The organism is Pseudomonas fluorescens (assembly GCF_902498065.1).
GTDB classification, from domain to species: Bacteria; Pseudomonadota; Gammaproteobacteria; order Pseudomonadales; family Pseudomonadaceae; genus Aquipseudomonas; species Aquipseudomonas fluorescens_BJ.
On record NZ_CABVIR010000004.1, the window covers coordinates 50055 to 74700 of the forward strand.

A 24646-nucleotide genomic window follows, 5' to 3' on the forward strand; every position below is an offset into this window, starting at 1 on the left:
CATTTAAATAAGCCCGCGCTGAACCAGGTCCTGATGCGCCGATAACGGATCTTCGGCCAGGAACAATTCAGCAATCTCTGTGGTTTTTACGGACAACTCGGCGTGGTGGATGCACACCGTTGGTCCGGCAATCATTTTTGGGCAACTGACGCCGTTGAAAAGTTTCGGCAACTGCCCAAGGTTCATGGCTTTGCTGGAATACAGCAGTACGCCGCGAGCTTGCAGGTGATCGACCGCCAGTGCGAGTTCACCCGCCGGCAGCGGCCAGTCGAACACTTCCACCGGGCAATCGGCGCTGCTGATCAACCACGCGGTGAGCCACAGATGGGGTTCCAGCGGCAGGTCGGAGTGATTGATCAACAGCAGCGGTGCGGTGCGCAATTGACGATTGTTATGGTAGATGCGCGCGCCAAATTTGCTGCGTAACCAGGAGTAAAAAAACACGCGCTCCATCTGCGCGCCAAACTGGCCCTGCCAGCGTTGTTCAAGCTCGGCCAGCAACGGCATCAGCAGTTGTTCACACAAGGTCCGCGGCGGGTACAACGCGATCGCCTGGTTGACGCTGTCATCGAGGGTGCGTTCGTTGAGCGAAGTGACCGATTGCAACAGCGTGTTGCACAGCACCTGCCAATCGTTTTCGACCGATTCGCTTAAGGCTTGCGGGGAGTCGAGCAGTTGCTTGACCTGGCTGACCGCCACGCCGCGATTGAGCCAGGTGAGGATCGTCAGGATGCGTTGCACGTGTTCGTCGCTGAACAGCCGATGCCCTTTGGGCGTGCGTTGCGGCACGATCAGCCCGTAACGTCGTTCCCAGGCGCGCAAGGTGACGGCGTTGACGCCGGTCTGCCGGGCCACTTCACGAATCGGCAGCCAGCCTTCATCGAGGGCTTTTTTGAAGTCGGCGCCGAGGTCTTCGCGGGCACTGGTATCGATTGGGGTTTTCATCAGATCGCGTTTCGCAGGCTGAGGTTTTCCGGGTGCGGTTGCAGGTAAACCTGTTGCGCAATGTAGGGATCCGGGTGTTGGCGAAAGTGATGTTTGAGCAGTGTCAGCGGCACCACCAGCGGCACGATGCCGTGAAGGTATTGGCCGATGACGTGTTGCACTTCCTGTTTGTCTTCAGCGCTGATGACCTGCTTGAGGTAACCGCTGATGTGTTGCAGGACATTGGTGTGGGTGCGGCGCGTTGCGCATTTGCTCAAGGCCGTCATCAGTTCGCTGAAATAGCGTGGGCCGAGTTCTTTCGGGTCAATCTGGCCCATGTTGCCCAGCAGATTGCCCAGGGTTTTGTACTGCACCGGGTTGTGGGCCATCAGCAGGTATTTGTAGCGCGAGTGAAATTCCGTCAGGGCGCGGCGAGTCAGGCCGGCTTGCAGCAACTGTTGCCAGGCGCTGTAGGCGAACACCCGGGTGAGAAAGTTTTCGCGCAGCACCGGGTCGTTGAGCCGACCGTCTTCTTCCACCGGCAGGTCCGGGTGCAGCGCGCAGAAAGCCTGGGCATAGATGCCTCGGCCACCGCCGTCTACCGGTGCACCGTTGGCGTGGTAGACCTTGACTCGATCCAGCCCGCACGACGGCGATTTCTGCATGAAGATGTAGCCGCAGATATCGTCCAGCTCGGTGGCCATTCTCTGGCCGTAGTCGGCCAGCGGCCGGGTGACATTCAGTTGGGGGTTAACAGTGCCGATGGCTTCAGGGTTTTCAGCATCGCCGACCAGCCGGATAGGCTGGCGAGGAATGCCCAGGCCGATGGCGACTTCCGGGCACACCGGAACGAAATCGAAATATTCGGTGAGGGTGCGGCTGCACAGCCGCGATTCCTTGTGCCCGCCATTGAAACGCACCTCGGCGCCCATCAGGCAGGCGCTGATGGCGATTTTCGGTTTCGCGCTGGCTTGGGACATCGGAGCACCTCGAATCTAAACCTGTACAGAACTCAATTTCTGTACAACATGACTTCATCATAGATTCAAAGGTGTACAAGTCAAATTATTTGTATAGGTTTTTGCGGGGGCCTTTAGGAGCGAGGCTGCTCACGATGAACCTGAGACCGCTGAGGCGTGTCAGGTTTAAAGCTTCAGCGTTGACGGACATCGCGAGCTTATTTCCAGCCTAGGATCCAGGTGTCGCTGTTTTTCAGCGTTTGCCAGTCGAGCCGTTCACTGCGCTTGGTAAGCACCGCCTGTAATTCGATGTCCAGCACTGTGCCTTCCTCGTCGCGGAACAGCTCGGTGACCAGAAAATGTTTTTCGCGGTTTTGCGGCTGGGCTGCTGTCCATTTCGACAGCAGCAATTTGCTCGGGTTGATGCGGTTCATTGCAGGTGCTCGTGCAGGCGGCGAGCGGCTTCCTGACCACTGAGCCATGCCCCCTCGACACGACCGGAAAGGCACCAGTCGCCACAGGCGTAAAGGCCCAGATCGGCATCGGCCAGCGTGCCCCATTCATGGCTGCTGGCGGGGCGGGCGTAGAGCCAGCGGTGTGCCAGACTGAAGCTCGGCGCCGGCATGGCGCTGTGGAGCAGCTCGGCGAACGCACCGTGCAATTGCTCGATCACCGCTTCCTTGGACAGGTCGATATGTTGTCGGCTCCAGGTGCTGGTCGCGTGCAGAACCCAAGTGTCCTTGGTGTTGTCGCGCCCTGGTTTGCTGCGGTTGCGCGCCAGCCAGTCGAGTGGGCTGTCCTGCACGAAACAGCCTTCGATGGGCGTGTCCAGCGGTGTATCGAAGGCCAGTGCAACGGCCCAGGTCGGGTCCATTTTGACCCCGGCGGCGGCACCCGCGAGTTTCGGCGCGGAGGCCAGCAGGGCGGTCGCTTGCGGGGCCGGCGTGGCGACCACCACATGACTGAACGGGCCATGGGTAAAGCCTTCGGCATCTTGCAGATGCCAGTGCTCTTCGCCGCGATAGACCTCGGTGATGCGGCAGGCAAAATGCACTTCCAGATCGCCGAGCAGGCCACGGGTGATGGCGCTCATGCGTGGCGTGCCGACCCAGCGCGTCTGTTCGTCCGGCGACAGGTTGAGCTGGCCACCGTGGTAGGTGTAGAGCTGCGGCGTCCACTCGGCGACCCAGCCTTTGGCTTGCCAGCGCTGGACTTCCGTGACAAAGCGGCGATCACGCGCAGTGAAATATTGCGCGCCCATGTCCAGCACACCCGCATCGCTGCGCTTGCTCGACATGCGTCCGCCACTGCCGCGGCTCTTATCGAAAAGTTGAACGACATGCCCCGTGTCCGTAAGGGCCTGGGCGGCTGAGAGCCCGGCGATGCCGGTGCCGATGATTGCGATAGGTACAGTCATAGGGGCCTCGTTTACCTTTCTGTACAGACTACGCCGTGGATTAAACCTGTACAATATTGTTTTTTGGTATAACTTTTAGCGTTCTCGTTCTGACAGCTTGGCCTATTGTTAAACACAGACACTGCCCGATATCAAAGATCCCTGCTTATAAAAATAGACTAGTGATCAGGGTAAAACGCCACGCGAGGAAGAAGTCATGCACATATTGCTGACCGGCGGTACTGGTTTGATAGGACGTCAGCTCTGCCGCCACTGGTTGAGTCAGGGCCATCAACTGACTGTCTGGAGCCGGACCCCGGCCAACGTCGCGAAAATCTGCGGCGCCCAAGTGCGCGCGGTCGCCCGACTCGAGGACCTCGGTCAGGAACCGGTGGATGCGATTATCAACCTCGCGGGTGCGCCGATTGCCGACCGGCTCTGGACTCACCGGCGTAAAGCCTTGCTGTGGAGCAGCCGCATCACCCTGACGGAAACCTTGCTGGCGTGGCTCGATACCCGCGAACAGAAACCGCAGGTGTTGATTTCGGGCTCTGCCGTTGGCTGGTACGGCGACGGCGGCGAGCGCGAGTTGACTGAACAATCACCACCGGTGATCGATGATTTTGCCAGTCAGTTGTGCATTGCCTGGGAAGAAACCGCGCAGCGTGCCGAGGCCTTGGGCATTCGTGTGATCCTGATTCGCACGGGGCTGGTGTTGTCAGCCGAGGGCGGCTTTTTGTCGCGGCTGTTGTTGCCGTTCAAACTGGGGCTGGGCGGGCCTCTGGGCAGTGGTCGGCAGTGGATGCCGTGGATCCATATCAAGGATCAAATCGCCCTGATTGATTTTCTTCTGCATCGGAAAGACGCTAGCGGTCCTTATAATGCCTGCGCGCCCAAACCGGTGCGCAATCGCGAATTTGCCAAAACGCTGGGCAGCGTGCTGCATCGCCCGGCGTTCATGCCCATGCCGACCCTGGCCTTGAAGGTGGGCCTGGGCGAGTTGTCATTGCTGTTGCTGGGCGGCCAGAAGGCCGTACCGGCTCGCTTGCTGGAAGCGGGTTTCACTTTCCAGTTCACTGACTTGCGCGCGGCTTTGGACGACTTGTCCAGCCGCCTTTGAAATAGGACGTTGCATGACCGATCACGCGTTGCTTCTGGTCAACCTGGGTTCACCTGCCTCCACGTCGGTGGCGGATGTGCGCAGCTACCTCAATCAATTTCTGATGGACCCGTACGTGATCGACCTGCCATGGCCGGTGCGCCGTTTGCTGGTCTCGCTGATTCTGATCAAGCGCCCGGAGCAGTCGGCCCACGCCTATGCCTCGATCTGGTGGGAGGAGGGCTCGCCACTGGTGGTGCTCAGTCGTCGCTTGCAGCAGGCCATGACCGCACAGTGGAAACACGGACCGGTGGAGCTGGCAATGCGTTATGGCGAGCCGTCGATTGAATCGAAACTGCTGCAATTGGTCGCCCAAGGGCACAAGCGAATCACCCTCGCACCGCTGTACCCGCAGTTCGCCGACAGCACCGTGACGACGGTGATCGAGGAAGCCAAGCGGGTGGTGCGGGAGAAGAACCTCGACGTGCAGTTGTCGATCCTTCAGCCGTTCTACGACCAGCCGGAATACCTCGACGCATTGGTGGCCAGTGCCAAACCTTATCTGGAGCAGGATCACGATCATCTGCTGCTGAGCTTCCACGGTTTGCCGGAGCGGCACCTGAAGAAGATCGACCCTACCGGTCACCATTGTTTCCAAAGCGATAATTGCTGCCTGAACGCTTCGCCAGAAGTATTGGCGACCTGCTACCGCGCCCAATGCCTGCGCACTGCCGCCGAGTTCGCCAAGCGGCTGGGGTTGGCGGACGGCAAATGGTCGGTGGCGTTTCAGTCGCGGCTGGGCCGGGCGAAATGGATCGAACCCTACACCGAAGCGCGCCTCGATGAGTTGGCGGGAATGGGCGTGAGGAAGGTGTTGGTGATGTGCCCGGCGTTCGTTGCCGATTGCATCGAGACGCTGGAAGAGATCGGTGATCGCGGCGCAGAGCAGTTCCGCGAAGCGGGAGGGGAGGAGTTGGTGCTGGTGCCGTGTCTCAACGATGATCCGCAGTGGGCGAAGGCGTTGAGCACATTGTGCGAAAGAGCGCCGTTGGCACTTTAAAAGCATCGTCGGAACGCCGCCCGGGGCAAGCCCGCTCCCACAGGTTTTGCGCAAATCCTGTGGGAGCGGGCTTGCCCGCGATGGCGTACTTGAGAACAGCCTAGATCAGCGGCTCATCCGCCTTCTTGTGCTTCCAGCTGTCATTGCCCGGCAGCAACAGGTTCAGCGCAATCGCCACCACCGCGCACAGCGCGATGCCTTTGAGGCCGAAGTCGTCCGGACCGGTGCCGGTGCCGACCAGCACGCCGCCAATCCCGAACACCAGCGTCACCGAAACGATCACCAGGTTGCGCGCTTCGCCCAGGTCGATCTTGTGGCGAATCAGCGTGTTCATCCCCACCGCCGCAATCGAACCGAACAACAGGCACAGAATCCCGCCCATCACCGGCACCGGAATGCTTTGCAGCAGCGCGCCGAACTTGCCGACGAACGCCAGGCTGATGGCAAAGATCGCCGCCCACGTCATGATTTTCGGGTTGTAGTTCTTGGTCAGCATCACCGCGCCCGTCACTTCGGCGTACGTGGTGTTGGGCGGGCCGCCGAACAGGCCGGCGGCGGTGGTGGCAATGCCGTCGCCCAGCAGCGTGCGGTGCAGGCCAGGCTTCTTCAGGTAGTCGCGACCGGTCACGCTGCCCACGGCGATCACGCCGCCGATGTGCTCGATGGCCGGGGCCAATGCCACCGGAACGATGAACAGAATCGCCTGCCAGTTGAATTCCGGCGCGGTGAAGTTCGGGATCGCGAACCACGGTGCCGCGGCAATTTTCGCGGTATCCACCACGCCGAAATAGAACGCCATCGCAAAACCGACCAGCACGCCGGAGATGATCGGTACCAGGCGGAAAATGCCTTTGCCGAACACCGCGACGATCAGGGTGGTCAGCAGGGCTGGCATCGAGATCAGCATGGCCGTCTGGTAGTGAATCAGCTCGCTACCGTCGCCAGCCTTGCCCATCGCCATGTTGGCGGCGATCGGCGCCATGGCCAGGCCGATGGAGATGATCACCGGGCCAATCACCACCGGTGGCAGCAAACGGTCGATGAAACCGGTGCCTTTGATCTTCACGGCGAGGCCGAGGAAGGTGTAGACGAAGCCCGCCGCCATCACGCCGCCCATGGTCGCCGCAAGACCGAACTGGCCCTTGGCGAGAATGATCGGGGTGATAAAGGCGAAGCTCGACGCCAGGAACACCGGCACCTGACGCCCGGTGACGATCTGAAACAGAATCGTCCCCAGGCCCGCCGTGAACAGCGCCACGTTCGGGTCGAGGCCGGTAATCAGTGGCATCAACACCAGCGCGCCGAACGCCACGAACAGCATCTGCGCACCCGACAGCACCGTGCGCCAGAGCGGATCGTTGAACTCTTGCTGCATGCTCAAGCGTCCTTCTGCTTGGTGCCGAAGATCTTGTCACCGGCATCGCCCAGGCCTGGGATGATGTAACCGTGTTCGTTGAGTTTCTCGTCAATGGACGCGGTGTAGATGGTCACGTCCGGGTGAGCCTTCTCCACAGCGGCGATGCCTTCCGGCGCGGCGACCAGCACCATCGCGCGGATGTCGCGGCAACCGGCCTTTTTCAGCAGGTCGATGGTGGCGACCATGGAGCTGCCGGTGGCGAGCATCGGGTCGATGATCATTGCCAGGCGTTCGTTGATTTCCGGAACCAGTTTTTCCAGATAAGTGTGGGCTTGCAGCGTCTGTTCGTTGCGGGCCACGCCCACGGCGCTGACTTTGGCGCCCGGGATCAGGCTCAGCACGCCTTCGAGCATGCCGATACCGGCGCGCAGGATCGGCACCACGGTAATCTTCTTGCCGGCGATTTTCTCGACCGACACGGTGCCGCACCAGCCTTCAATGTCGTAAGACTCCAGCGGCAGGTCTTTGGTGGCTTCATAGGTCAAAAGGGCGCCGACTTCCTGAGCGAGCTCACGGAAATTCTTGGTGCTGATGTCTGCGCGGCGCATCAGGCCGAGTTTGTGGCGGATCAGCGGATGGCGGATCTCGAGGATGGGCATGGGAAAGGCTCCGGCGGCGGGCAAAAAAACCGGCCTAGATTAATCTATCCGAGGGTGTTGTCCTATAGACATAGAGTACGTTAGTCCACAAACGCTTGATCTGGCCGTGCGGGATGCGTACCTTTGCCCGCTTTTCCTGAACCGTCCCTCCCCCTCAAACCCCCTTGGAGAGCGCCATGTCCGCTGATCTCGAGCATATCCGTCAAATCATGCGAGAGGCTGACTGCCTGTACACCGAAGCTGAAGTCGAGGCGGCCATCGCCCGCGTCGGTGCACACATCAACGAACAGCTGGCTGACACTAACCCGGTGGTGTTCTGTGTGATGAACGGCGGCCTGATTTTCGCCGGCAAGCTGCTCACCCATCTGCAATTCCCGCTGGAAGCGTCCTACCTGCATGCCACCCGTTATCGCAACGAAACCAGCGGCGGCGACCTGTTCTGGAAAGCCAAGCCGGAAGTATCGTTCATCGACCGTGACGTGCTGATCATCGACGACATCCTCGACGAAGGTCACACCCTGGGCGCGATCATCGACTTCTGCAAACACGCCGGCGCGCGCAAAGTGCACACCGCAGTGCTGATCGACAAGGACCACGACCGCAAGGCTCGCCCGGACCTGAAAGCCGATTTCGTCGGCCTGCCTTGCATCGACCGTTACATCTTCGGTTACGGCATGGACTACAAAGGCTACTGGCGTAACGCCAACGGGATTTTTGCCGTTAAAGGAATGTAAGCACATGGCCGCGCCGAGCTTTCTTGATCAAGCCCTGTTCGCTGAGTTGGCCGAGAAGTCTGCGGCCAACCCGCGTGGACGCCAGCACCACAACTTCCATCAGATGGAAGACGCTTGCCATCGCATGGCGGTGGGGTTGCAGCCGTCCACGTATATCCCGCCTCATCGGCATCTGGGGGACAACAAGGCTGAAACCTTGCTGGTCCTCAAAGGGCGGCTTGGTGTGTTGATCTTCGACGAGTCCGGCGTGGTGGTGAGCAAGCACGTCCTGCAGGCCGGTGGCGACTGTGTGGGCGTGGACCTGCCAGCCGGTGTGTTTCATGGTTTGGTGGTGCTGGAAGCCGACAGCCTGATGTTCGAGTGCAAGGCCGGCCCTTATCGCCCCGTCGGTGAAGGAGAGCTTGCTCACTGGGCGCCGCGCGAAGGCGAGCCTGGTGTGGCTGAATATCAGACGTGGATGCGCGCGCAGTTCGCCTGAAGCGCGCTCAATTTCCCCCGGCCAGCCAGCGTTCGCTTTTGCGACGAGCCTGTTCCAGGTTGTTCACGTAGGCCAACTTACGCTGCTCCCGATGGATACCCGCGCGTCTGAGCTTCAGGCGCACCCGTGGGGTGGTCGCCACCAGAATCAGGCCAATGCCGTCCGTGCGGTAATCCCTGAGGATATTGTCGAAGGCGGCCAGCGCCGTCATGTCCAGCATGGGCACGGCGCTCATCTCGACGATCACCACTTTGACCTCCGGACTGAATTTGCGCAGCACCCCCAGGGCTTTTTCGGCCGCGCCGAAGAACAGCGGCCCGCGTATCGCATAGCAACGAACATGCGCCGGCATGTCCTGCAAGGCTTGATGGTAGGCGCGTGGCAGTTCGGCGGTGTCCGTCAGATCGCTCATGCGCTTGATAAATAACCCGGCGGCCAGCAACAGGCCGACGCCGACGGCCATCACCATGTCGAACAACACCGTCAGGCTCAGGCAGGTCAGCAAGACCAGCACATCGCTGCGGGGCGCGATGCGCAAGGTATGCAGCACGTGCCGGGCTTCGCTCATGTTCCACGCCACCATGACCAGCAATGCGGCCAGCGCAGCCATCGGCAGGTAGCTGAAAAGCGGCGCGAGAACGAGTATTGCCATCAGCACCACCGCGCTGTGAATGATGGCGGCCAATGGCGAAAAGGCTCCGCTGCGCACATTGGTGGCACTACGGGCAATGGCCGCCGTGGCGGTAATGCCGCCAAACAACGGTGCGATCAGGTTGCCCAGGCCTTGGCCCAGCAGTTCTGCGTTGGGGTCGTGTTTGCTGCCGGTCATGCCATCCGCCACCACGGCACACAACAAGGATTCGATGGCGCCGAGCATGGCAATGGCGAACGCCGGCGCCATTAATTGACGGATCAAGTCGTAGGACAGGTGCAGCGGCTGGCCGTCGGGACCGGGTAGATTCCACGGCCAATCGAAGCTTGGCAGGAACGGCGGAATGCCGGGATGGCTGACGCCCTCGACCATGTAGCTGAAACGCTCACCCAAGGTCGCCACCTCCAACCCGCCGTGTTCCAGCACCAACCCCAGGAGCGCGCCGATGGTCAGCGCCACCAAATGCCCCGGAATCCTCGGCACCCACCGTGGCCAGACAATCAGCACGGCCAGGCAGGCGATGCCGATGATCCCGTCCCCCAGCCGAGCGCTGGGCAACGCGAGAATCAGTACGCCCAGCTGCTCGATGTAGTGTTGTGCCTGACCGGCGGTGTCCAGGCCCAGCAAATCCTTCAATTGCAGGGTGGCAATGACAATGCCGATCCCGGCAGTAAAGCCCAGGGTGACCGGATACGGAATGTACTGAATCAGCCGCCCGGCCCGAATCAGCCCCAGGGCAATGAGGATGACCCCGGCAAGCATGGTGCAGAGCAGCAGGCCGCCCAGGCCATATTGTTGGGTGATGGGCAGCAGGATGACCACGAACGCGGCAGTCGGCCCACTGACATTGAAACGCGAACCGCCAGTCAGGGCGATCAGGGGGGCGGCGATCAGTACCGTATACAACCCTTGCTGGGGCGGTACACCTACGGCAATCGCCAGGGCCATGGCCAATGGGATGGCGATGATCCCTACCGTCACCCCGGCACTGATGTCACCGCGCAAGCGTCTGAGGGTGTAGCCGGCGTGCCAGGTCTGACGCCAGGCAGCGAACAACGGGGGAACGGAGAACGACATGAGCACTCCACGGTAGACGGTGCGCCGTTTTAGACGGCTGAAAGCTCTTCCAGTATGGCCAGCTGGGTACTGCGAAGTATTGACCCATATCGCGAATTCGCGCGGTTGATCCTCGTGCTAGAGTGCTCGGCTTCACCCTGGGAGCCCGTCATGAGCCTTTTGATCCGCAGCTGCGCCGCCCTGTTGCTGACGCTCAGCCTGCCGCTAGCCGCCGCACCGGCGCCAATGCATGCGCAGTTCCTGCCACCGGACGACCTGACCCTGCGTGATGCCGTACCCGAGCAGCAACAACTGCTGCAGGTCACCGAATATTCGGTGGTAGTCGGCAGTCAGCGCCAGTCCACCCAACAACCGATCCCGGTGACGTCTCCATTGCTGATCCGCCTCAAGGGCAAATCCTTGAACAAGGGCGCGACCATCAATCAGGTGCTGGTCAACTTCGATGGCGAAAGCAAAAGCCTGAAAAAGCCGATCTACGACGAAAAAAGCAAAACCCTGACGCTGTTTTATCCGATGGCGCAGTACCGCGTAGTGATCGATTTGCTGCGCAACGACACGGTGTATTGCCAGTTCCTCAGCTACGCCAACGGTCATGTTTGGGCCGATCTGCACACCGGGGCGGTTCGTCCGCGTTGAGCCCGGCGGCCAGTGAGGGGTAAACTGCCCGCCCCGTGAAATGTCTGCGAGCTGGAGTCGGCAATGCGTAAAGATAAGAAACAAGTGATTGGTGACGAGATCGGCGACGAGCAGATCAAGTTGTTTCTCGATTTCGAACCGGTCGACGCCACTTCGCCGTCCCTGCACAAACTGATCAAGGCTTACCGCGGCCTGCGCATTGACGACTTCGAGCGTTTTCTGACGTTCTTTGTTGAAGCCGGTTTTGATCTGGACGGCAAGGACGAGCACGGTAATGACTTTGTCGCGGTGATCAAGGATCAGCGCAACGCAGCCGAGTACATCGAGCTGATTGCCAAGGCCCGCGGTTAAACTGCTGTCCTGAATCGGTGGTGTTTGTGCTGGCCCTATCGCGAGCAAGCTCGCTCCCACAGTGGAGCGGTGTACACCCATCAAATGTTGGCGCGAGCTTGCTCGCGATGAGGCCGGTACTAGCCCTCAATATCCCGGATCATCCGTTTCAACGCCCATAAAAAAACGCCCCGCTCTCAGAGAGAACGGGGCGTTTTTTATGCGCGACGATCAAGCGAAGCTTGGGGTCTCGCTGCTTTCTTCAACCAGTTCCAGCGCGATGTTGTTCTGCGTGTTGATCTTGCGATACAGCGCAGCATCGGTTTCCAGGACCTTTTCACGGGCCGGGAAGATTTCCGCCAGTTTGGCCGCCCACTCGCCGGACGCTTTGGCCGGGAAGCATTTTTCGATCAGCTCCAGCATGATCGAAACGGTCACCGAAGCGCCTGGCGAAGCACCGAGCAGGGCAGCAAGGGAACCGTCCTTGGCCGCGACCAGTTCGGTACCGAACTGCAGAACGCCGCCTTTTTTCGGGTCTTTCTTGATGATCTGCACCCGTTGGCCGGCCACTTCCAGGCGCCAGTCTTCGGCTTTCGCTTCAGGGTAGAAGCGGCGCAGGGAATCCAGACGTTGCTCCATCGACTGCATCACTTCGCTGACCAGGTACTTGGTCAGGTCCATGTTGTTTTTTGCCACGGCCAGCATCGGGCCGATGTTGCCGGCGCGAACCGACATCGGCAGGTCCATGAAGGAGCCGTGCTTGAGGAACTTGGTGGTGAAACCGGCGTAAGGTCCGAACAGCAGGGACTTCTTGCCATCGACCACGCGGGTGTCCAGGTGCGGCACCGACATCGGGGGCGAACCCACCGCAGCCTGGCTATACACCTTGGCCTGGTGGTGTTTGACCACCTCCGGGTTGTCGCAACGCAGCCACTGGCCGCTGATCGGGAAGCCGCCGAAGCCTTTGCTTTCTTCGATGCCCGAGGCCTGCAGCAACGGCAATGCCGCGCCGCCCGCGCCGAGGAACACGAACTTGGCGTCGACTTCACGGGAGTTGCCGCTGTTGACGTCCTTGATGCTGACGGTCCAGCCGCTGCCGTTACGCTTCAGGCCGGTGACGCGCTTGCAGTATTTGACCTGGGCATCGGGTGCGCTGGTCAGGTGCTTGAGCAATTGGTTGGTCAGCGCGCCGAAATTGACGTCGGTGCCGTTCATCACACGGGTCGCGGCGACGACTTCGTCAGCCGGACGACCAGGCATCATCAATGGCATCCAGTCCGCCATTTTCGCCTTGTCTTCGGTGTATTCCATGTCGGAGAAGGCGTGGTGCCTGCTCAGCACGTTGAAGCGTTCCTTGAGGAAGGACACGCCGCCATCGCCCTGTACGAAGCTCAGGTGTGGCACCGGGCTGATGAAGGTCTTGCACGAGCCGAAGGTGCCTTTTTTGGTCAGGTAGGACCAGAACTGCTTCGACACTTCAAACTGAGTGTTGATGTGCACGGCTTTCTTGATGTCGACGGTGCCGTCGGCGGCCTGCGGCGTGTAATTGAGCTCACACAGCCCGGCGTGACCGGTACCGGCGTTGTTCCACGGGTTCGAACTCTCCGCGGCACCGGAATCCATCAGCTCGACGACTTCCAGCTTGATCGCGGGGTCGAGCTCTTTGAGCAGTACAGCGAGGGTGGCACTCATGATGCCGGCCCCAACCAGTACTACGTCGACTGCTTCGTTATGCGCCATTTAACGCGTCTCCAAAATCTGCAGCACCAAATTGTCGGCATGGCTGCCAGGCGTTCGGGGCGTGTCAGTGATGCCCCAGGTACCCATGGCAGTGTCGCCATGTCCGAATCTTCGCAATTTATCGCAACTTCGACGGACGCTACCGGCCGGGTCAATGAGGTCTATGAACTCATTTCAACACGCGACTGGCAATTCGACTTATGGTCGAGACATCCGTTTGTGCAACCAAATCCGTAGCGGACAGGCTTCAGGCTCCGGTGTTCGAGGAATACTCGGTCCTGTGTCGTTGGGCTGTTTCAGACGCTAATGGTGCATGTTCAGACGCAAAACTATTCATTTGCTCGCCACACTCTTGTGAAGTTGTGAAAACCCGTTTTTTTCACGCTCTTTTGAAGACGTGAACCTCAAAAAAGGGCTGTCCCAGCCTGGCACCGTGCCCGGATGGATGGCCGTCATGGAATACATGACAGACAAAACGGGCAAACAGCTCAGTGACCGAGCGTAATGACAGCTCTGCAGATTCGCGAAAAGTGGGGGTTTTGCTCAAGGAACAGCAAGCGCGCCAGCTTCACTCGATCTGTGTGGGCGGCTCTCTGTGGGCGGTGCGGGGTGCCAATACCGAAGCATTGACGATTGCTGCGAGGCCCGATCAGGAGACGTCCTTATAATCGGGGGGAGATTGTATCTAAGAAACGCAGGGAAATGGACGTGTTTAATGACTTTTATTAGGCGTCTGGTCAGGTCGCCAGCAGTTGTTGAGTGCGAGCACGGGGTTGGCGCTGGTTGACACGGGCACTGGCGGGCAGGGGATGGTGTAGCCAGTTGAGGCGGATTTCTTCGATTTCGACCCAGCCATCGCCCATCGGCTGGAGGCTGCACTGCTTGAACGCCTGGCAATGGCCGTTGCGGTCGAGCAGGGCGAAGCTGCGGTGCAGCGGGCGTGGCGCAAACAGCGAAATGAGATAACGCATGGCGAAGTACCTTGTGGGGTGGCTTCGGTGAAGTGTCCCGCAGTGCCGTGACGCGAAAGTGTATGGGGGATGACAGATGCGTGACAGGAACCGGCTTATCAGGGGGGTGTCAGACATTTCAGTATTCATTGCGAGGTGCTAGTTAGCGACGATGGCGCACCGCTATACTGCCGGCCTGTTTGTGCCTGATTCTGGAGAGAAGAGCATGTTGCAACGCCTGTTGTTCGGTTTGATCACTGTGACCAGTTTGACGCTGGTTGGCTGCGCCCACAGCCCGCAACAACTGAACCCGGAACCGAAGCTGACGACTCAGCTGGCCCCGGTCGGCCATGGCCAACAAGTCGTGGTTCGAGTGGTCGACGGTCGTCCGTCGCCAACCCTGGGCACCCGTGGTGGCTTGTACCCTGAGACGAGCGCAATCACCGTGCAGGGCGCGCAGATTCTGCCGAAGCTGCAGGCCCAGGCCGAAGCCGCCGTGCGTTTGCTGGGCTTCACCCCGGTGTCCAATGGCATGAATGCACCGCAACTGACCGTGACCCTGGCCGAGTTGAAGTATCAGTCGCCCAAAGAAGGCATGTACGTGACTGAAGCGACCATTGGCGCGACCTTCCGCTCTGATGTGCAGAACGCCAACCGTCGTTACAGCGGCCGTTATGGGGCCTCCCTGGATCAGCGTTTCGGCATGGCACCGAATCAGGAAACCAACACCAAGCTGGTCAGTGATGTGTTGAGCGATGCGTTGACGCGTCTGTTCAAGGACCCGACCGTGGGTCAGATTCTCGGCGAATAAATTTTCGCTGAAATCAAAAAGCCCGGCGCCAGTGATGGCCTCGGGCTTTTTTGTGCGTGCTGATTTATCAAATTCAACTCGCCCCCCTGTAGGAGCCAGCTTGCTCGCGATGACGTAATCACATTCAACACCTGTTTCGAATGACAATCCGCAATCGCGAGCAAGCTGGCTCCTACAAGGGGGCTGCGGTGTCAGGCAGCCTGCGAATAAAACTCCAGCACACTCACGCCTGTCAGCAGGTCCGCCTCCGGCAGATCCGCATGTTGATGCCCGCCGAGCGCGCAATACACCAGCCAGTGGCGATCCTGAACGTTGAAGGCAAGGCTGCCGACCAAGGCTTGTTGTTCGTCGCTTTGGGCAATGAGATAGAGGCGATCCTGGTTTTCAGCGTGCAGCATGACGGTTTCCATGTCGGTTTCGGTGGGGCGAGAGATTGGCGCATTCAGATGACGAAGCCGTGACACAGGACAGGAATCTGCCAAATGGTTCGTTACTTGTCGTAAAGCCAAGCGTGGGGCAGAGTGCTTTCGGTAGAATCCGCGCCGCGGTCGTCGATCTGGCGTCCGCCACACCTGTTTTGTCCGAGGTTCGTGATGTCGCTGCATTTGATGACGCTGTTTACCGCCCATCCCGCCAAATTGATCAACCTGCTCGCCCTGCTGCTGGCCTTCCCGGGCAGTTGGCTGCTGCACGCGACGCGTCGTCGTGAACAGCGCGCGTTGGCCAACCTTGAAGCGCAGAGCCAGAGCCGTCGCATCGATGAGCCGATGATGCTGCTGGATGGGGCGACCTTGCGCATGAATCGGTTTTTCTATCGCTTCGGTTTTGCCTGCCTGGGGTTGGCGCTGCTGGTGTCGTGGATCAGTACGCGGGTCTGACACCTTCAGCGTGGAAACAAAAACGGCGCCCGAAGGCGCCGTTGTCGTAGCTGGCAAAAAATCCTACAGCGGCAATCCCGCTTTCACGCGGTACTGATTGCGTACCGGCGTGGCGTATTGCAGTACCAGAAACGGACGATGTTCTTCCGGGCAGGCATCAAGACGCTGCTGCCACTGTTCCTGAGCCTTCGCCAGTTCGTCGGCAGCAAACACTTCGGTGGCGCTTGGCACCTGCAACTGCGGGTCGGCGTCCTTCCACTGCGCATAAGCCAGGTAGTGCACCGGGAACAAGCGGTAGCCGCCGAGGATCTGCTTGTCCATTTCGATCGCCAGTTGCTTGGTGTCTTCGAACAGCTCGGTAATCGGCGCGGCGAAGTTCACATGGACGCGGCCCTTGTAGCCGGTGATCCCCTTGGCGATGCTGACGTCGTCCTCGCCCGGCACTTTGGTGTAGGTGCCGGTGGTGGCGCGGATATAAAGCTCGCGGGCCTTGGCCTGGTCGCACGGGTCGTACTCGTAGCTGATCGACACCGGGGTGACGTTCAGCGAGCGGATGACTTCGCCGAATGGCTCGTCCTTGCGGCTCATGTGGAACATCTTGAGGATCGCCGACTCGGTACGGTCGTCGCCGTCCTTGGCCCGGCCTTCGGCCTGAGCGATCCAGATCGAAGCGCAATCGTTGCGGATCGAGTGGTTGATGTACGCCGACAACAGCTGATAGGCCGCCATTTTTTCGCGGCGACCGGTGATCGAACGGTGCACGATGAAGCTCTTGTTCAGGCGCATCAGGTCGCTGACGAAGGGCTTTTGCAGCAGGTTGTCGCCAATCGCGATGCGCGGCGTCGGCAGGCCAGCGTGGTACACGGCATAGTTGACGAAGGCCGGGTCCATCACGATGTCGCGGTGGTTGGCGATGAACAGGTAGGCGCTGCCGGACTTGAATTGCTCGACGCCGGTGTACGTGACACCGTCCGTGGCACGCTCGATGGTGTGGTCGACGTAATACTCGACTTTGTCCTGCAGCGTGGCCACCGAATCGATGCCGGCGAACTCACGGCGCAGCCGATGAGCTATAAGAGGTTTGAGCATCCAGCCGAAGGCACCGGCAAAACGCGGGAAGCGGAAGTGGGTGAGGATATCTAGAAACGCCTTGTCGCCGAGCAAGCGTGCCAGCACCGCTGGGACTTCGCTGTCGTCGTAAGGTCGGATGGCATCGAATTCGCCCATCATGCTCTCTTGTTAGAAACGGCTAGGGTAAGTAAAGGTTTTGATCGAAAACCAACGGGGCACGGTCTGAAAAGTCAGCCAGACAAAAATAGCCCTGCAAATAGACCGGCGATTATACGCACAAGTCACCTGGGAGACCGCGATGCTGGAATCTGTAGAGTATGAATGCCCGTATTGCGGTGAAGAGGTCGAGACATCGGTGGATCTTTCTGGTGGAGATCAAACCTATATTGAAGATTGTCAGGTGTGTTGTCGGCCGATTAAGTTTGTGTTGCAGGTTCACGGTGAGGAATGGCATCTCGAAGTGTTCAGCGAGAACGAGTGAGGGGGGCATCCATGCAGCGAATCTACGAACCGGAAAACCTGATGGAAGGCGAGTTGCTGCAAAGCATGCTGGCCAGCGAGGGCGTCGAGGCGCATCTGGTCGGCCGCGATTTGCTCGGCGGCACCGGCGAATTGCCGATCTTCGGCCTGCTGGGCTTGTCGGTGGATAACGACCAGGCCGAATACGCCCGTGAACTGATCACTGCGTACAATGCCGCGCTGCCGCTACCTGGCGATGAACCGGAAAGCTTTCCCGGCACGCTGGTCTGTTAGGCTGACGTTCGTTTTATCAAGAGTCGTGTTGCCCCATGTGTGGACGTTATGCCCTGTTTCGCTGGAACCCCGCCTTCGCGGCCCTGCCTGGCTTCCCCGCCGATCAGCAGGCACAGTGGAATATTTCTCCCAATGATTCGGTGTTGATGCAGCGTGCCGGCGCCGACGGCCAGCGCGAGTTGGCCCGCGCCCGTTGGGGTTTGACGCCGCCGTGGCTGACCGATCTGTCCCGTACGCCGGCCCATGCCCGGGCCGAAACCGTGGCCGAGCAACCGATGTTTCGCCAGGCCCTGCGCGAACGCCGCTGCCTGCTGCCGGCCAACGGTTTTTACGAATGGCGCGGCACGACGCGCAAGCGGCCTTACTGGCTGACGCCGGGTGAGGGCTCGACGCTGTTTTTCGCGGCGATCTGGGAGGCGTATCCGGTGCAGGAGCAGGTGTGGTTGAGCACGGCCGTGATTACGCAACCGGCGGCGAGTCAGCGGCGGCCGTTGATTCTGGATGCGGCGGGGCAGGAAGCGTGGCTCGATCCGGAGACGCCGTTGCATGTGTTGCAGGGGTTGTTGGCCAGTGAACCCGCAGCGTTGCGCGAGCGGGTGTTGGCGAATCTGGTGAATGATCCGAAGTTGAACGGGCCGGAGTGTCTTACACCCGGCTGATGAGTTGTCGGGCTGGCCCCATCGCGAGCAGGCTCGCTCCCACAGGTATTGTGAACACCGCAAATCCCTGTGGGAGCGAGCCGGCTCCGGGCGGCGTTCCGACGATAAGGTCCGCAGGACCTTCCGGCTATCCTTAAACCTTGAACTGGTTGATCAACCGCCGCTGCTGTTCCGCCAGCTTGGTCAGATCCGCACTCGCCGCGCTCGACTCATCCGCCCCGCCGGCCACTTCATTGGCCACTTGCCCGATGTTGATCACGTTACGGTTGATGTCATCCGCCACCGCACTCTGTTCCTCGGCCGCGCTGGCAATCTGCGTGTTCATGTCATTGATCACCGACACCGCCTGAGTGATCGCATCCAGCGCTTCGGCGGCTTTCGCTGCATGTTGCACGCTTTCGTCGGTGCGGCTCTGACTGTCTTCCATCACCCGCACCACATCGCGCGTGCCTTGTTGCAACTGCTGGATCATGGTCTGGATTTCTTCGGTCGCCTTCTGGGTTTTCTGCGCCAGATTGCGTACCTCATCGGCCACCACCGCAAAGCCACGGCCCTGCTCGCCGGCGCGGGCCGCTTCAATGGCGGCGTTCAGCGCCAGCAGGTTGGTCTGCTCGGCGATGCCGCGAATGGCGGTGAGGATCGCGTTGATGTTCTCGCTGTCCTTGGCCAGGGTTTGCACCACACCGACAGCCTTGCCGATTTCCAAGGCCAGTACGCCGATCGATTGCGATGTGTCCCGCACGATTTGTTTGCCCTGAGCCGCAGCCTGATCCGCATGGCTGGCCGCTTGCGCCGCCTGGGTCGCGTTACGCGCCACGTCCTGGGCGGTGGCGGTCATTTCATGCACCGCCGTGGCGACCTGATCGATCTCGACCATTTGCTTCTGCACGCCAATGTTGGTGCGAATGGCGATGTCGGCGGTGTGTTCCGACGAGTCGCTGACGCTCTGCACCGATGTCACCACTTGGGTAATCATCGCCTGCAACTTGGCGAGGAAGGTGTTGAAACCTTTGGCGATCGAGCCCAGTTCGTCGGCCCGGTCGCTGGTCAGGCGACGCGTCAGGTCGCCTTCACCTTTGGCGATGTCATCGAGCATGGCCACCATCTGCTTAAGCGGCCGGGCAATGCCGTGGCCCACCAGCCAGATCACCAGCAAGCCGATGCCGGCAATCAGCAGGCCAACCATGGCCATGCCGAAGGTGTCGGATTTGCGCTGGGTGTTCAGATCACCCTGAAGTTTTTGCAAGTCGGCCATCACCGCGTTCAACGGCAGTTGCAGCATCAGCGTCCAGCGCGCATCGGTCTGGCCGATGCCGAACGGCAAGTACAACTCGATCCGGCCCTGGGCCTTGTCGACGGTGTAAGTCGCTTCGCCGCGCTTGAGATGGGCCATGTTGGCGATCTGCTGGCTGTCGAGGATATCGCTGACTTTCTCGCCGAATTTGCTCGGGTCCTTGGTGTAGGCGACGATCCGGCCATTGCCGCCGATCAGGGCCATTTCACCGGCACCGCTGTACAACTTCTGATTCGCGCCCAGGAGCATTTCCTGGATGAAGTTCACCGACAGGTCGGCGCCGACGATGCCCTGGAACGCACCGTTGAGCATGATCGGTTCAATGAAGGAGGCGAGCATGACGATTTTGTCGCCGACCTTGTAAGGCGCCGGATCGATCACGCAGGATTTTTTGGTTTCTTTCGAGCACAGGTAGTACTCGCTGGCGCGCACGCCGGTGGACAGGGTTTTCTGGTCGTCGACGTCCACCAGTTTGTCCAGGCCCAGGCTGCCGTCTTCGTTGCGGAACCACCACGGCAGGAAACGCCCGTTGCTGGCGTCGATGCCAACCACTTTGGTGTCGACGTAGGCCGCATCGTTGTGGTCGAGAGCGTTTTTTTCCCAGCCGATGTAGGTGCCGAGAATTTTCGGGTTTTTGGCGACGTTTTCCTTGATCAGGCTGATCAATTGCTCGCGGCTCAGGTTCAGTTGCGGCTGACCATCGGCCCCCGGCGTGCCGATCAAGGCGTTGACCCGCACCAGTCCGCCGGCAATCAGCAGCGGCGCTTCGAGTTCACGCTGGATCTGGCTGACCTGGGTTTGCGCCAGGGATGTCAGGCGCTGCTCGATGACTTGCTCGAATTGCGCCTGGGTCCGCTCTTGCACCATGTCTTGCGTCCGTGCGCCTGAAAACAGCGCGTACAGCACCAGGGCTGCCACGACACTTAATACGATGGCGCCAGCGAGGGCCGCCACGGAAAACTGGATTGACTTGAATTTCATGGGTGCTCCGCACGCAAGAGGACGTCTGCGGTGCTGTATCGGCAGAGGGGGCGAGGGCCATGAGCGAGGCATGGCGAAATGGCTGTTTTGGAGTGTTAGAGGTCGCAAATAAATCATTGCGGGGCGTTATTGGCCGTGGCGGGAAGGGTTATGTGAATTTTTTCCTACGGTGATAGGACCTTTATCCGAAATTTGCGTCTGTATGTCTGTTGTATCTGGCGTAGATACAATTCCACGCCTAGGATACGCGGCATGTTTTCAGGGAGTTTTTTGATGAACAAGCGATTGGTTTTGTGTGCACTGAGCGCGGGTCTTCTGCTCGCCGGTTGTCAGTCGGTCAACACCACCAGCGGCGGTGCCGTGGGCGTCGAGCGCAAGCAGTACATGTTCAGCATGTTGTCCACGGATGAAGTCAACCAGATGTACGCCCAGTCTTATCAAAAGACGGTTGGCGAGGCGACCAGCAAAGGTGTGCTGGACAAGACCAGTAACGATGCCAAGCGCATCCAGGCGATCGCCGATCGACTGATTGCCCAGGCGCCGATTTTCCGTCCGGATTCGGCCCAGTGGAAATGGGAAGTCAACCTGATCAAGAGTGACGAGCTCAACGCCAACTGCGGGCCTGGCGGCAAGATCTTTTTCTACACCGGGCTGATCGACAGCCTGAAACTCACCGACGATGAAATCGCCGCGATCATGGGCCATGAAATCGCCCACGCCCTGCGCGAGCACGGTCGTGAAGCGATGTCCAAGGCGTACGGCATCGAAATGGCCAAGCAGGGCGCTGGTGCCTTGTTCGGTCTGGGCCAGGACAGCCTGGCCCTGGCAGACACCGTGGCCAACTACGGCATGACGCTGCCCAACAGCCGCGCCAACGAAAACGAGGCCGACCTGATCGGCCTGGAGCTGGCGGCCCGCGCCGGTTACAACCCGAACGCCGCGATCACCCTGTGGAACAAGATGAGCAAGGCTTCGGAAGGTTCGCCGCCGGAGTTCATGAGTACTCACCCGGCGTCGTCCAGTCGGATTGCTTCGTTGCAGGCGGCGATTCCGAAGGTGATGCCGTTGTACGAGAAAGCGCCGAAATCCTGATCGTCGTGCGGTGTCTTTGAAGACGCCATCGCGAGCAAGCCCGCTCCCACAGTTTTCGTAGTGACACACATTTTGTGTACGCCGCTTGACCTGTGGGAGCGGGCTTGCCCGCGATGAACGATTACGCGGAGTTACCGACTTACCGCGTCAAACCCATCCACTGCTCTGCATCGCCTTGTACACCGCGACAATCGCCAGGACGAAGAACGCTGACGCCGCCAGTCGACGAATCAGGGTCAATGGCAATTTGTCCGCCGCAAAGTTACCCGCCAACACCACCGGCACGTTGGCAATCAACATACCCACGGTGGTGCCGATAATGACCAGCCACAGTTCCGGGTATTGCGCGGCCAGCATGACGGTCGCGATCTGCGTCTTGTCGCCGATTTCCGCGAGGAAGAAGGCGATCAGCGTCGTCAGGAACGGCCCGAACTTGCGGGCGGTGCTGGCTTCGTCGTCATCCATCTTGTCCGGCACCAGCGTCCACAATGCCGTCGCAGTGAAACTGGCGGCGAGGATCCAGTGCAACACTGCATCCGAGAAGAAGCTGCCGACCCAGGCACCTACCGCACCGGCTGCCGCGTGGTTGGCCAGGGTGGCGGCGACGATGCCGGCAATGATCGGCCACGGTTTGCGAAAGCGGGCAGCAAGGATGAGCGCGAGCAGTTGCGTCTTGTCGCCGATTTCGGCCAAGGCAACGATTGCGGTGGGAACGAGAAGTGAATCCAGCATCAGGGTTTTCCTAAGGGGCGGGTCGACACGGCTATGACACGTACAGCCTTCCCGCCCCGGGTAAGGTGTTCGTGTCATAGGTCTTGTCAAACCCTGCGATCCGTCTGATGCGGACGCTTGGGTCGCATACGCCATGGTCTGAGGACCAAGTATGTTGACGTATGCCGGACGAGCATGGCGCTCGTGGGAGACTACTCCCCTAGGACGGAGCGGATTCTGCCTAGGCAAATCCGATTGGGCAAGTACAAATTTCTAACCGCGTTTGGCCCGGTAGATTCGAAACCCCTGACCTTCGGCCTTGATCGCGCACACGCCGAGGTGCTCTTCGATCAGCGGTTGATACTTCAGGAAACTGTTCGCAACCAAGCGAAGTTCGCCGCCGTTTTTCAGATGTTTCGCTGCTTTTCTCAGCAAGTTTTCAGTGGCGAAGTAATCCGTGTGCACACCGACATGGAACGGCGGGTTGCTCAGGATCGCACTCAAACCCATCGGCGCCGCATCGATACCGTCACCGGTAATCACCTCGGCTTCCAGACCGTTGGCCGCCAGTGTCAGGCGACTGCTGGCCGCGGCAAAAGCATCCACGTCGAGCAATGTGACCTGATTGTGAGGATAACGACGCTTGACCGCCGCCCCCAAAACGCCGGCGCCGCAACCGAAGTCCAGCAAATGACCACTTGGCAACTTGTCCAGATGCTCCAGCAACAACGCGCTGCCGCGATCCAGCCGACCGTGGCTGAACACGCCCGGCAGGCTGATGACTTTCAGCGGGCCTTCGGCCAATGGCAATTCATAGGTCTGGGCCAGGCTTTCCAGGGACTTGGCTTCTGGCGCATTGGCCACGGTGACCTGCCAGAGCTGGCAGTGACGCGCACTGTCGAGCTTGCGCGGTTTGCCGAACGGGTTCAGTTGTTTGGCCGCGCCTTCGATACCGCTGCGTTTCTCGCCGACCAGATACAGCTCACGCCCGGCCAGGCGCGAGGCGAGGGCGTTGAGGATGTAATCGGTGAGGTCCTTGGATTTGGGCAGAAACACTACCGCCGTGCCGAACTCGCGCTCGGGCGCCGTCACGCCGAAATGGCTGCGCTCGGTGAAGCGTGCGTCAAGCGTGGCCTGGTCGCCGGCGTGCCAGCACCAGCCATGGGCGTCGGGCAGGCGCCCGAGCAGATCATCGGCGGGCAAACCGGCCAGCAGCACCGAACCCTGGAACAACTCGGCCTGACGAAGCAGTACTTCACTGCGCGGATCCATACTCTGCTCCTGTAAAAAAAGTGCCGCAGTTTATCAACTGACGACCCGCAGCGCCTTACCGCTGAAGTATCCCTGCGCGTTTTCGGTCAATTGCCCCACGATCCGCTGCCGCGCTTCACGACTGCCCCAAGCGTTGTGCGGCGTCACGATCAGGCGTGGAATGTCGGCGGCGAGTAACGGGTTGCCGGCGCTCGGCGGTTCGACGCTCAACACGTCCGTGGCTGCACCGCCGAGGTGGCCGTTGCGCAAGGCATCGGCCAGCGCCTGTTCGTCAATCAAGCCGCCACGGGCGGTGTTGACCACGAAAGCATCAGGTTTCATCGAAGCCAGTTCGCGAGCACCGATGAAGTGGCGAGTGTGTTCGTTGAGCGGGCAGTGCAAGGTCAGCGCATCGATTTGCGGCAGCAGTTCATCCAGTGGCAAACGGTCCGGTCGGGCCGGGCGCCCCGGAATCTGCCCGAGCAGCACGCGCATGCCGAAGGCTTCGGCCAGTCGGGCGACCGCGCCGCCCAGTTCGCCATGACCGAGCAAGCCGAGGGTTTTGCCTTCCAGTTCGACGATCGGGTAGTCCAGCAGGCAGAACTGTTTCGCTTGTTGCCAGCGACCTTCACCGACGGCTTTCTGATAATCGGCGAGGCGCGTTGCCAGGTTGAGCAGCAGCATGATCGTGTGCTGCGCCACCGATGGCGTGCCGTAACCCTGGCAGTTGCAGACCGTCACGCCATGGGCGCGGGCGGCGGCGAGATCGACGTTATTGGTGCCGGTGGCGGTGATCAGGATCAGCTTCAGCTCGGGGCTGGCGGCAATGGCCGCGGCGTCGATCAGGATTTTGTTGCTGATGGCAACGGTCGCGCCCTTGAGACGTTCGATCACCTGATCCGGCGTGGTCTGCGCAAACAGTTGTAAATCATCGAAGCAGGCGCGCAATGGACTGAGGTCGAGGTCGCCGAGGTCCAGGGAGGGATGGTCGAGGAAAACGGCGCGGCGAGGGTTCGTCATCAACTGTACCTTTTGTGTATTGAACTGAAGGCGTAATGTGCCGAGCCTACCAGATGAAACAAACAGTTACGCTT

The 24646-nt window shown here is 60.1% G+C and carries 27 protein-coding genes, 1 pseudogene and 1 riboswitch; of the genes and pseudogenes, 12 read left to right on the top strand and 16 right to left on the bottom strand.

Features of this window, described 5'->3' with window-relative positions; translation table 11 throughout:
• Window positions 1-3 precede the first annotated feature (3 nt).
• From F8N43_RS16185 to F8N43_RS16200, 4 genes are all read right to left on the bottom strand, one after another.
• Complete coding sequence (locus F8N43_RS16185; protein ID WP_150654037.1) at window positions 4-945, bottom strand: MerR family transcriptional regulator; 942 nt, start codon at window positions 943-945, stop codon at window positions 4-6.
• Window positions 945-1904 (bottom strand): YbgA family protein, encoded by a 960-nt coding sequence (locus F8N43_RS16190; RefSeq protein WP_150654038.1) that lies wholly within the window; start codon window positions 1902-1904, stop codon window positions 945-947. Before F8N43_RS16190 ends, F8N43_RS16185 begins: the two co-directional genes overlap by 1 nt.
• Before the next feature lie 197 nt (window positions 1905-2101).
• Window positions 2102-2317, bottom strand: coding sequence for a TIGR02450 family Trp-rich protein (locus F8N43_RS16195; RefSeq protein ID WP_150633088.1), 216 nt, complete (start codon window positions 2315-2317; stop codon window positions 2102-2104).
• Window positions 2314-3300 (bottom strand): NAD(P)/FAD-dependent oxidoreductase, encoded by a 987-nt coding sequence (locus F8N43_RS16200; protein ID WP_150633089.1) that lies wholly within the window; start codon window positions 3298-3300, stop codon window positions 2314-2316. The genes F8N43_RS16195 and F8N43_RS16200 overlap by 4 nt, the downstream gene beginning before the upstream one ends.
• Window positions 3301-3496: 196 nt before the next feature.
• Between F8N43_RS16200 and F8N43_RS16205 the strand changes: the two genes are divergently transcribed.
• Both F8N43_RS16205 and hemH read left to right on the top strand, forming a co-directional pair.
• Window positions 3497-4399 (top strand): TIGR01777 family oxidoreductase, encoded by a 903-nt coding sequence (locus tag F8N43_RS16205; RefSeq protein ID WP_150639818.1) that lies wholly within the window; start codon window positions 3497-3499, stop codon window positions 4397-4399.
• A 13-nt stretch (window positions 4400-4412) separates the two neighbouring features.
• A complete protein-coding gene (hemH, locus tag F8N43_RS16210) occupies window positions 4413-5438 on the top strand; it encodes a ferrochelatase (protein WP_150639817.1) in 1026 nt (341 codons plus the stop codon).
• Window positions 5439-5538: 100 nt separating this feature from the next.
• Here hemH and F8N43_RS16215 read toward each other — a convergent pair whose 3' ends face one another.
• Both F8N43_RS16215 and upp read right to left on the bottom strand, forming a co-directional pair.
• Entirely contained in the window at window positions 5539-6813 is a 1275-nt protein-coding gene (locus F8N43_RS16215; RefSeq protein ID WP_150633092.1) for a uracil-xanthine permease family protein, read from the bottom strand.
• Between the two features lie 2 nt (window positions 6814-6815).
• Window positions 6816-7454 (bottom strand): uracil phosphoribosyltransferase, encoded by a 639-nt coding sequence (gene upp / locus F8N43_RS16220; RefSeq protein WP_008025893.1) that lies wholly within the window; start codon window positions 7452-7454, stop codon window positions 6816-6818.
• A 176-nt stretch (window positions 7455-7630) separates the two neighbouring features.
• Here upp and F8N43_RS16225 point away from each other — a divergent pair, with 176 nt between their 5' ends.
• Together F8N43_RS16225 and F8N43_RS16230 are read left to right on the top strand one after the other, a co-directional pair.
• Window positions 7631-8188 (top strand): hypoxanthine-guanine phosphoribosyltransferase, encoded by a 558-nt coding sequence (locus tag F8N43_RS16225; protein ID WP_109634772.1) that lies wholly within the window; start codon window positions 7631-7633, stop codon window positions 8186-8188.
• 4 nt (window positions 8189-8192) lie between these two features.
• On the top strand, window positions 8193-8666 hold the full coding sequence (locus F8N43_RS16230; RefSeq protein ID WP_150639816.1) for a WbuC family cupin fold metalloprotein: 474 nt from the start codon (window positions 8193-8195) through the stop codon (window positions 8664-8666).
• Between the two features lie 7 nt (window positions 8667-8673).
• Here the strand turns inward: F8N43_RS16230 and dauA are convergent, their stop codons facing one another.
• Window positions 8674-10395, bottom strand: coding sequence for a C4-dicarboxylic acid transporter DauA (gene dauA, locus F8N43_RS16235; RefSeq protein ID WP_150639815.1), 1722 nt, complete (start codon window positions 10393-10395; stop codon window positions 8674-8676).
• 150 nt (window positions 10396-10545) lie between these two features.
• Between dauA and F8N43_RS16240 the strand changes: the two genes are divergently transcribed.
• The gene (locus F8N43_RS16240; RefSeq protein ID WP_150633095.1) at window positions 10546-11031 is read left to right on the top strand and encodes a hypothetical protein; all 486 of its coding nucleotides are present in this window, start codon (window positions 10546-10548) and stop codon (window positions 11029-11031) included.
• Between the two features lie 63 nt (window positions 11032-11094).
• Window positions 11095-11382, top strand: a complete 288-nt coding sequence (locus F8N43_RS16245) for a PA4642 family protein (protein WP_092278109.1) — start codon at window positions 11095-11097, stop codon at window positions 11380-11382.
• A 210-nt stretch (window positions 11383-11592) separates the two neighbouring features.
• Here the strand turns inward: F8N43_RS16245 and mqo are convergent, their stop codons facing one another.
• Together mqo and F8N43_RS16255 are read right to left on the bottom strand one after the other, a co-directional pair.
• A complete protein-coding gene (gene mqo / locus F8N43_RS16250) occupies window positions 11593-13101 on the bottom strand; it encodes a malate dehydrogenase (quinone) (protein WP_150633096.1) in 1509 nt (502 codons plus the stop codon).
• A gap of 737 nt (window positions 13102-13838) precedes the next feature.
• Complete coding sequence (locus F8N43_RS16255; protein ID WP_150633097.1) at window positions 13839-14072, bottom strand: hypothetical protein; 234 nt, start codon at window positions 14070-14072, stop codon at window positions 13839-13841.
• Window positions 14073-14277: 205 nt separating this feature from the next.
• On the opposite strand from F8N43_RS16255, the gene F8N43_RS16260 reads away from it, so the two are divergent.
• A complete protein-coding gene (locus F8N43_RS16260) occupies window positions 14278-14862 on the top strand; it encodes a YajG family lipoprotein (RefSeq protein ID WP_123410123.1) in 585 nt (194 codons plus the stop codon).
• Window positions 14863-15053: 191 nt separating this feature from the next.
• Here F8N43_RS16260 and F8N43_RS16265 read toward each other — a convergent pair whose 3' ends face one another.
• Complete coding sequence (locus tag F8N43_RS16265; RefSeq protein ID WP_150633098.1) at window positions 15054-15260, bottom strand: hypothetical protein; 207 nt, start codon at window positions 15258-15260, stop codon at window positions 15054-15056.
• Window positions 15261-15455: 195 nt separating this feature from the next.
• Here F8N43_RS16265 and F8N43_RS16270 point away from each other — a divergent pair, with 195 nt between their 5' ends.
• Complete coding sequence (locus F8N43_RS16270; RefSeq protein ID WP_150633099.1) at window positions 15456-15740, top strand: hypothetical protein; 285 nt, start codon at window positions 15456-15458, stop codon at window positions 15738-15740.
• A 63-nt stretch (window positions 15741-15803) separates the two neighbouring features.
• On the opposite strand, the gene F8N43_RS16275 is transcribed toward F8N43_RS16270, so the two are convergent.
• Window positions 15804-16967: a 1-acyl-sn-glycerol-3-phosphate acyltransferase gene (locus F8N43_RS16275; RefSeq protein WP_191623728.1), complete on the bottom strand. Its 1164-nt coding sequence runs from the start codon at window positions 16965-16967 to the stop codon at window positions 15804-15806.
• Between the two features lie 142 nt (window positions 16968-17109).
• Here F8N43_RS16275 and F8N43_RS16280 point away from each other — a divergent pair, with 142 nt between their 5' ends.
• From F8N43_RS16280 to F8N43_RS16290, 3 genes are read left to right on the top strand one after another with little or no spacing between them, the layout of a single operon-like run.
• Window positions 17110-17292: a CPXCG motif-containing cysteine-rich protein gene (locus F8N43_RS16280; protein WP_150633101.1), complete on the top strand. Its 183-nt coding sequence runs from the start codon at window positions 17110-17112 to the stop codon at window positions 17290-17292.
• An 11-nt stretch (window positions 17293-17303) separates the two neighbouring features.
• Complete coding sequence (locus F8N43_RS16285; protein WP_123435102.1) at window positions 17304-17564, top strand: putative signal transducing protein; 261 nt, start codon at window positions 17304-17306, stop codon at window positions 17562-17564.
• A gap of 35 nt (window positions 17565-17599) precedes the next feature.
• Window positions 17600-18223 (top strand): SOS response-associated peptidase, encoded by a 624-nt coding sequence (locus F8N43_RS16290; RefSeq protein WP_150633102.1) that lies wholly within the window; start codon window positions 17600-17602, stop codon window positions 18221-18223.
• 133 nt (window positions 18224-18356) lie between these two features.
• On the opposite strand, the gene F8N43_RS29895 is transcribed toward F8N43_RS16290, so the two are convergent.
• Window positions 18357-19199 carry a methyl-accepting chemotaxis protein gene (locus F8N43_RS29895; protein WP_412071056.1) on the bottom strand — a complete coding sequence of 281 codons (843 nt, stop codon included), beginning with the start codon at window positions 19197-19199 and terminating at the stop codon, window positions 18357-18359.
• A gap of 12 nt (window positions 19200-19211) precedes the next feature.
• Window positions 19212-20615, bottom strand: a pseudogene (locus tag F8N43_RS29900) (HAMP domain-containing protein); the annotation flags it as partial.
• 156 nt (window positions 20616-20771) lie between these two features.
• Here F8N43_RS29900 and F8N43_RS16300 point away from each other — a divergent pair.
• A complete protein-coding gene (locus F8N43_RS16300) occupies window positions 20772-21590 on the top strand; it encodes a M48 family metallopeptidase (protein ID WP_150633104.1) in 819 nt (272 codons plus the stop codon).
• A 147-nt stretch (window positions 21591-21737) separates the two neighbouring features.
• Here F8N43_RS16300 and F8N43_RS16305 read toward each other — a convergent pair whose 3' ends face one another.
• The 3 genes from F8N43_RS16305 to F8N43_RS16315 all read right to left on the bottom strand — a co-directional run bounded on the left by F8N43_RS16305 (window position 21738) and on the right by F8N43_RS16315 (window position 24572).
• Window positions 21738-22322 (bottom strand): TMEM165/GDT1 family protein, encoded by a 585-nt coding sequence (locus F8N43_RS16305; RefSeq protein ID WP_150633105.1) that lies wholly within the window; start codon window positions 22320-22322, stop codon window positions 21738-21740.
• 89 nt (window positions 22323-22411) lie between these two features.
• A riboswitch (yybP-ykoY riboswitch) is annotated at window positions 22412-22534 on the bottom strand.
• A gap of 40 nt (window positions 22535-22574) precedes the next feature.
• A complete protein-coding gene (locus F8N43_RS16310) occupies window positions 22575-23573 on the bottom strand; it encodes a class I SAM-dependent methyltransferase (protein ID WP_150654039.1) in 999 nt (332 codons plus the stop codon).
• Window positions 23574-23606: 33 nt separating this feature from the next.
• On the bottom strand, window positions 23607-24572 hold the full coding sequence (locus tag F8N43_RS16315; RefSeq protein ID WP_150633107.1) for a 2-hydroxyacid dehydrogenase: 966 nt from the start codon (window positions 24570-24572) through the stop codon (window positions 23607-23609).
• Between the last annotated feature and the right edge of the window lie 74 nt (window positions 24573-24646).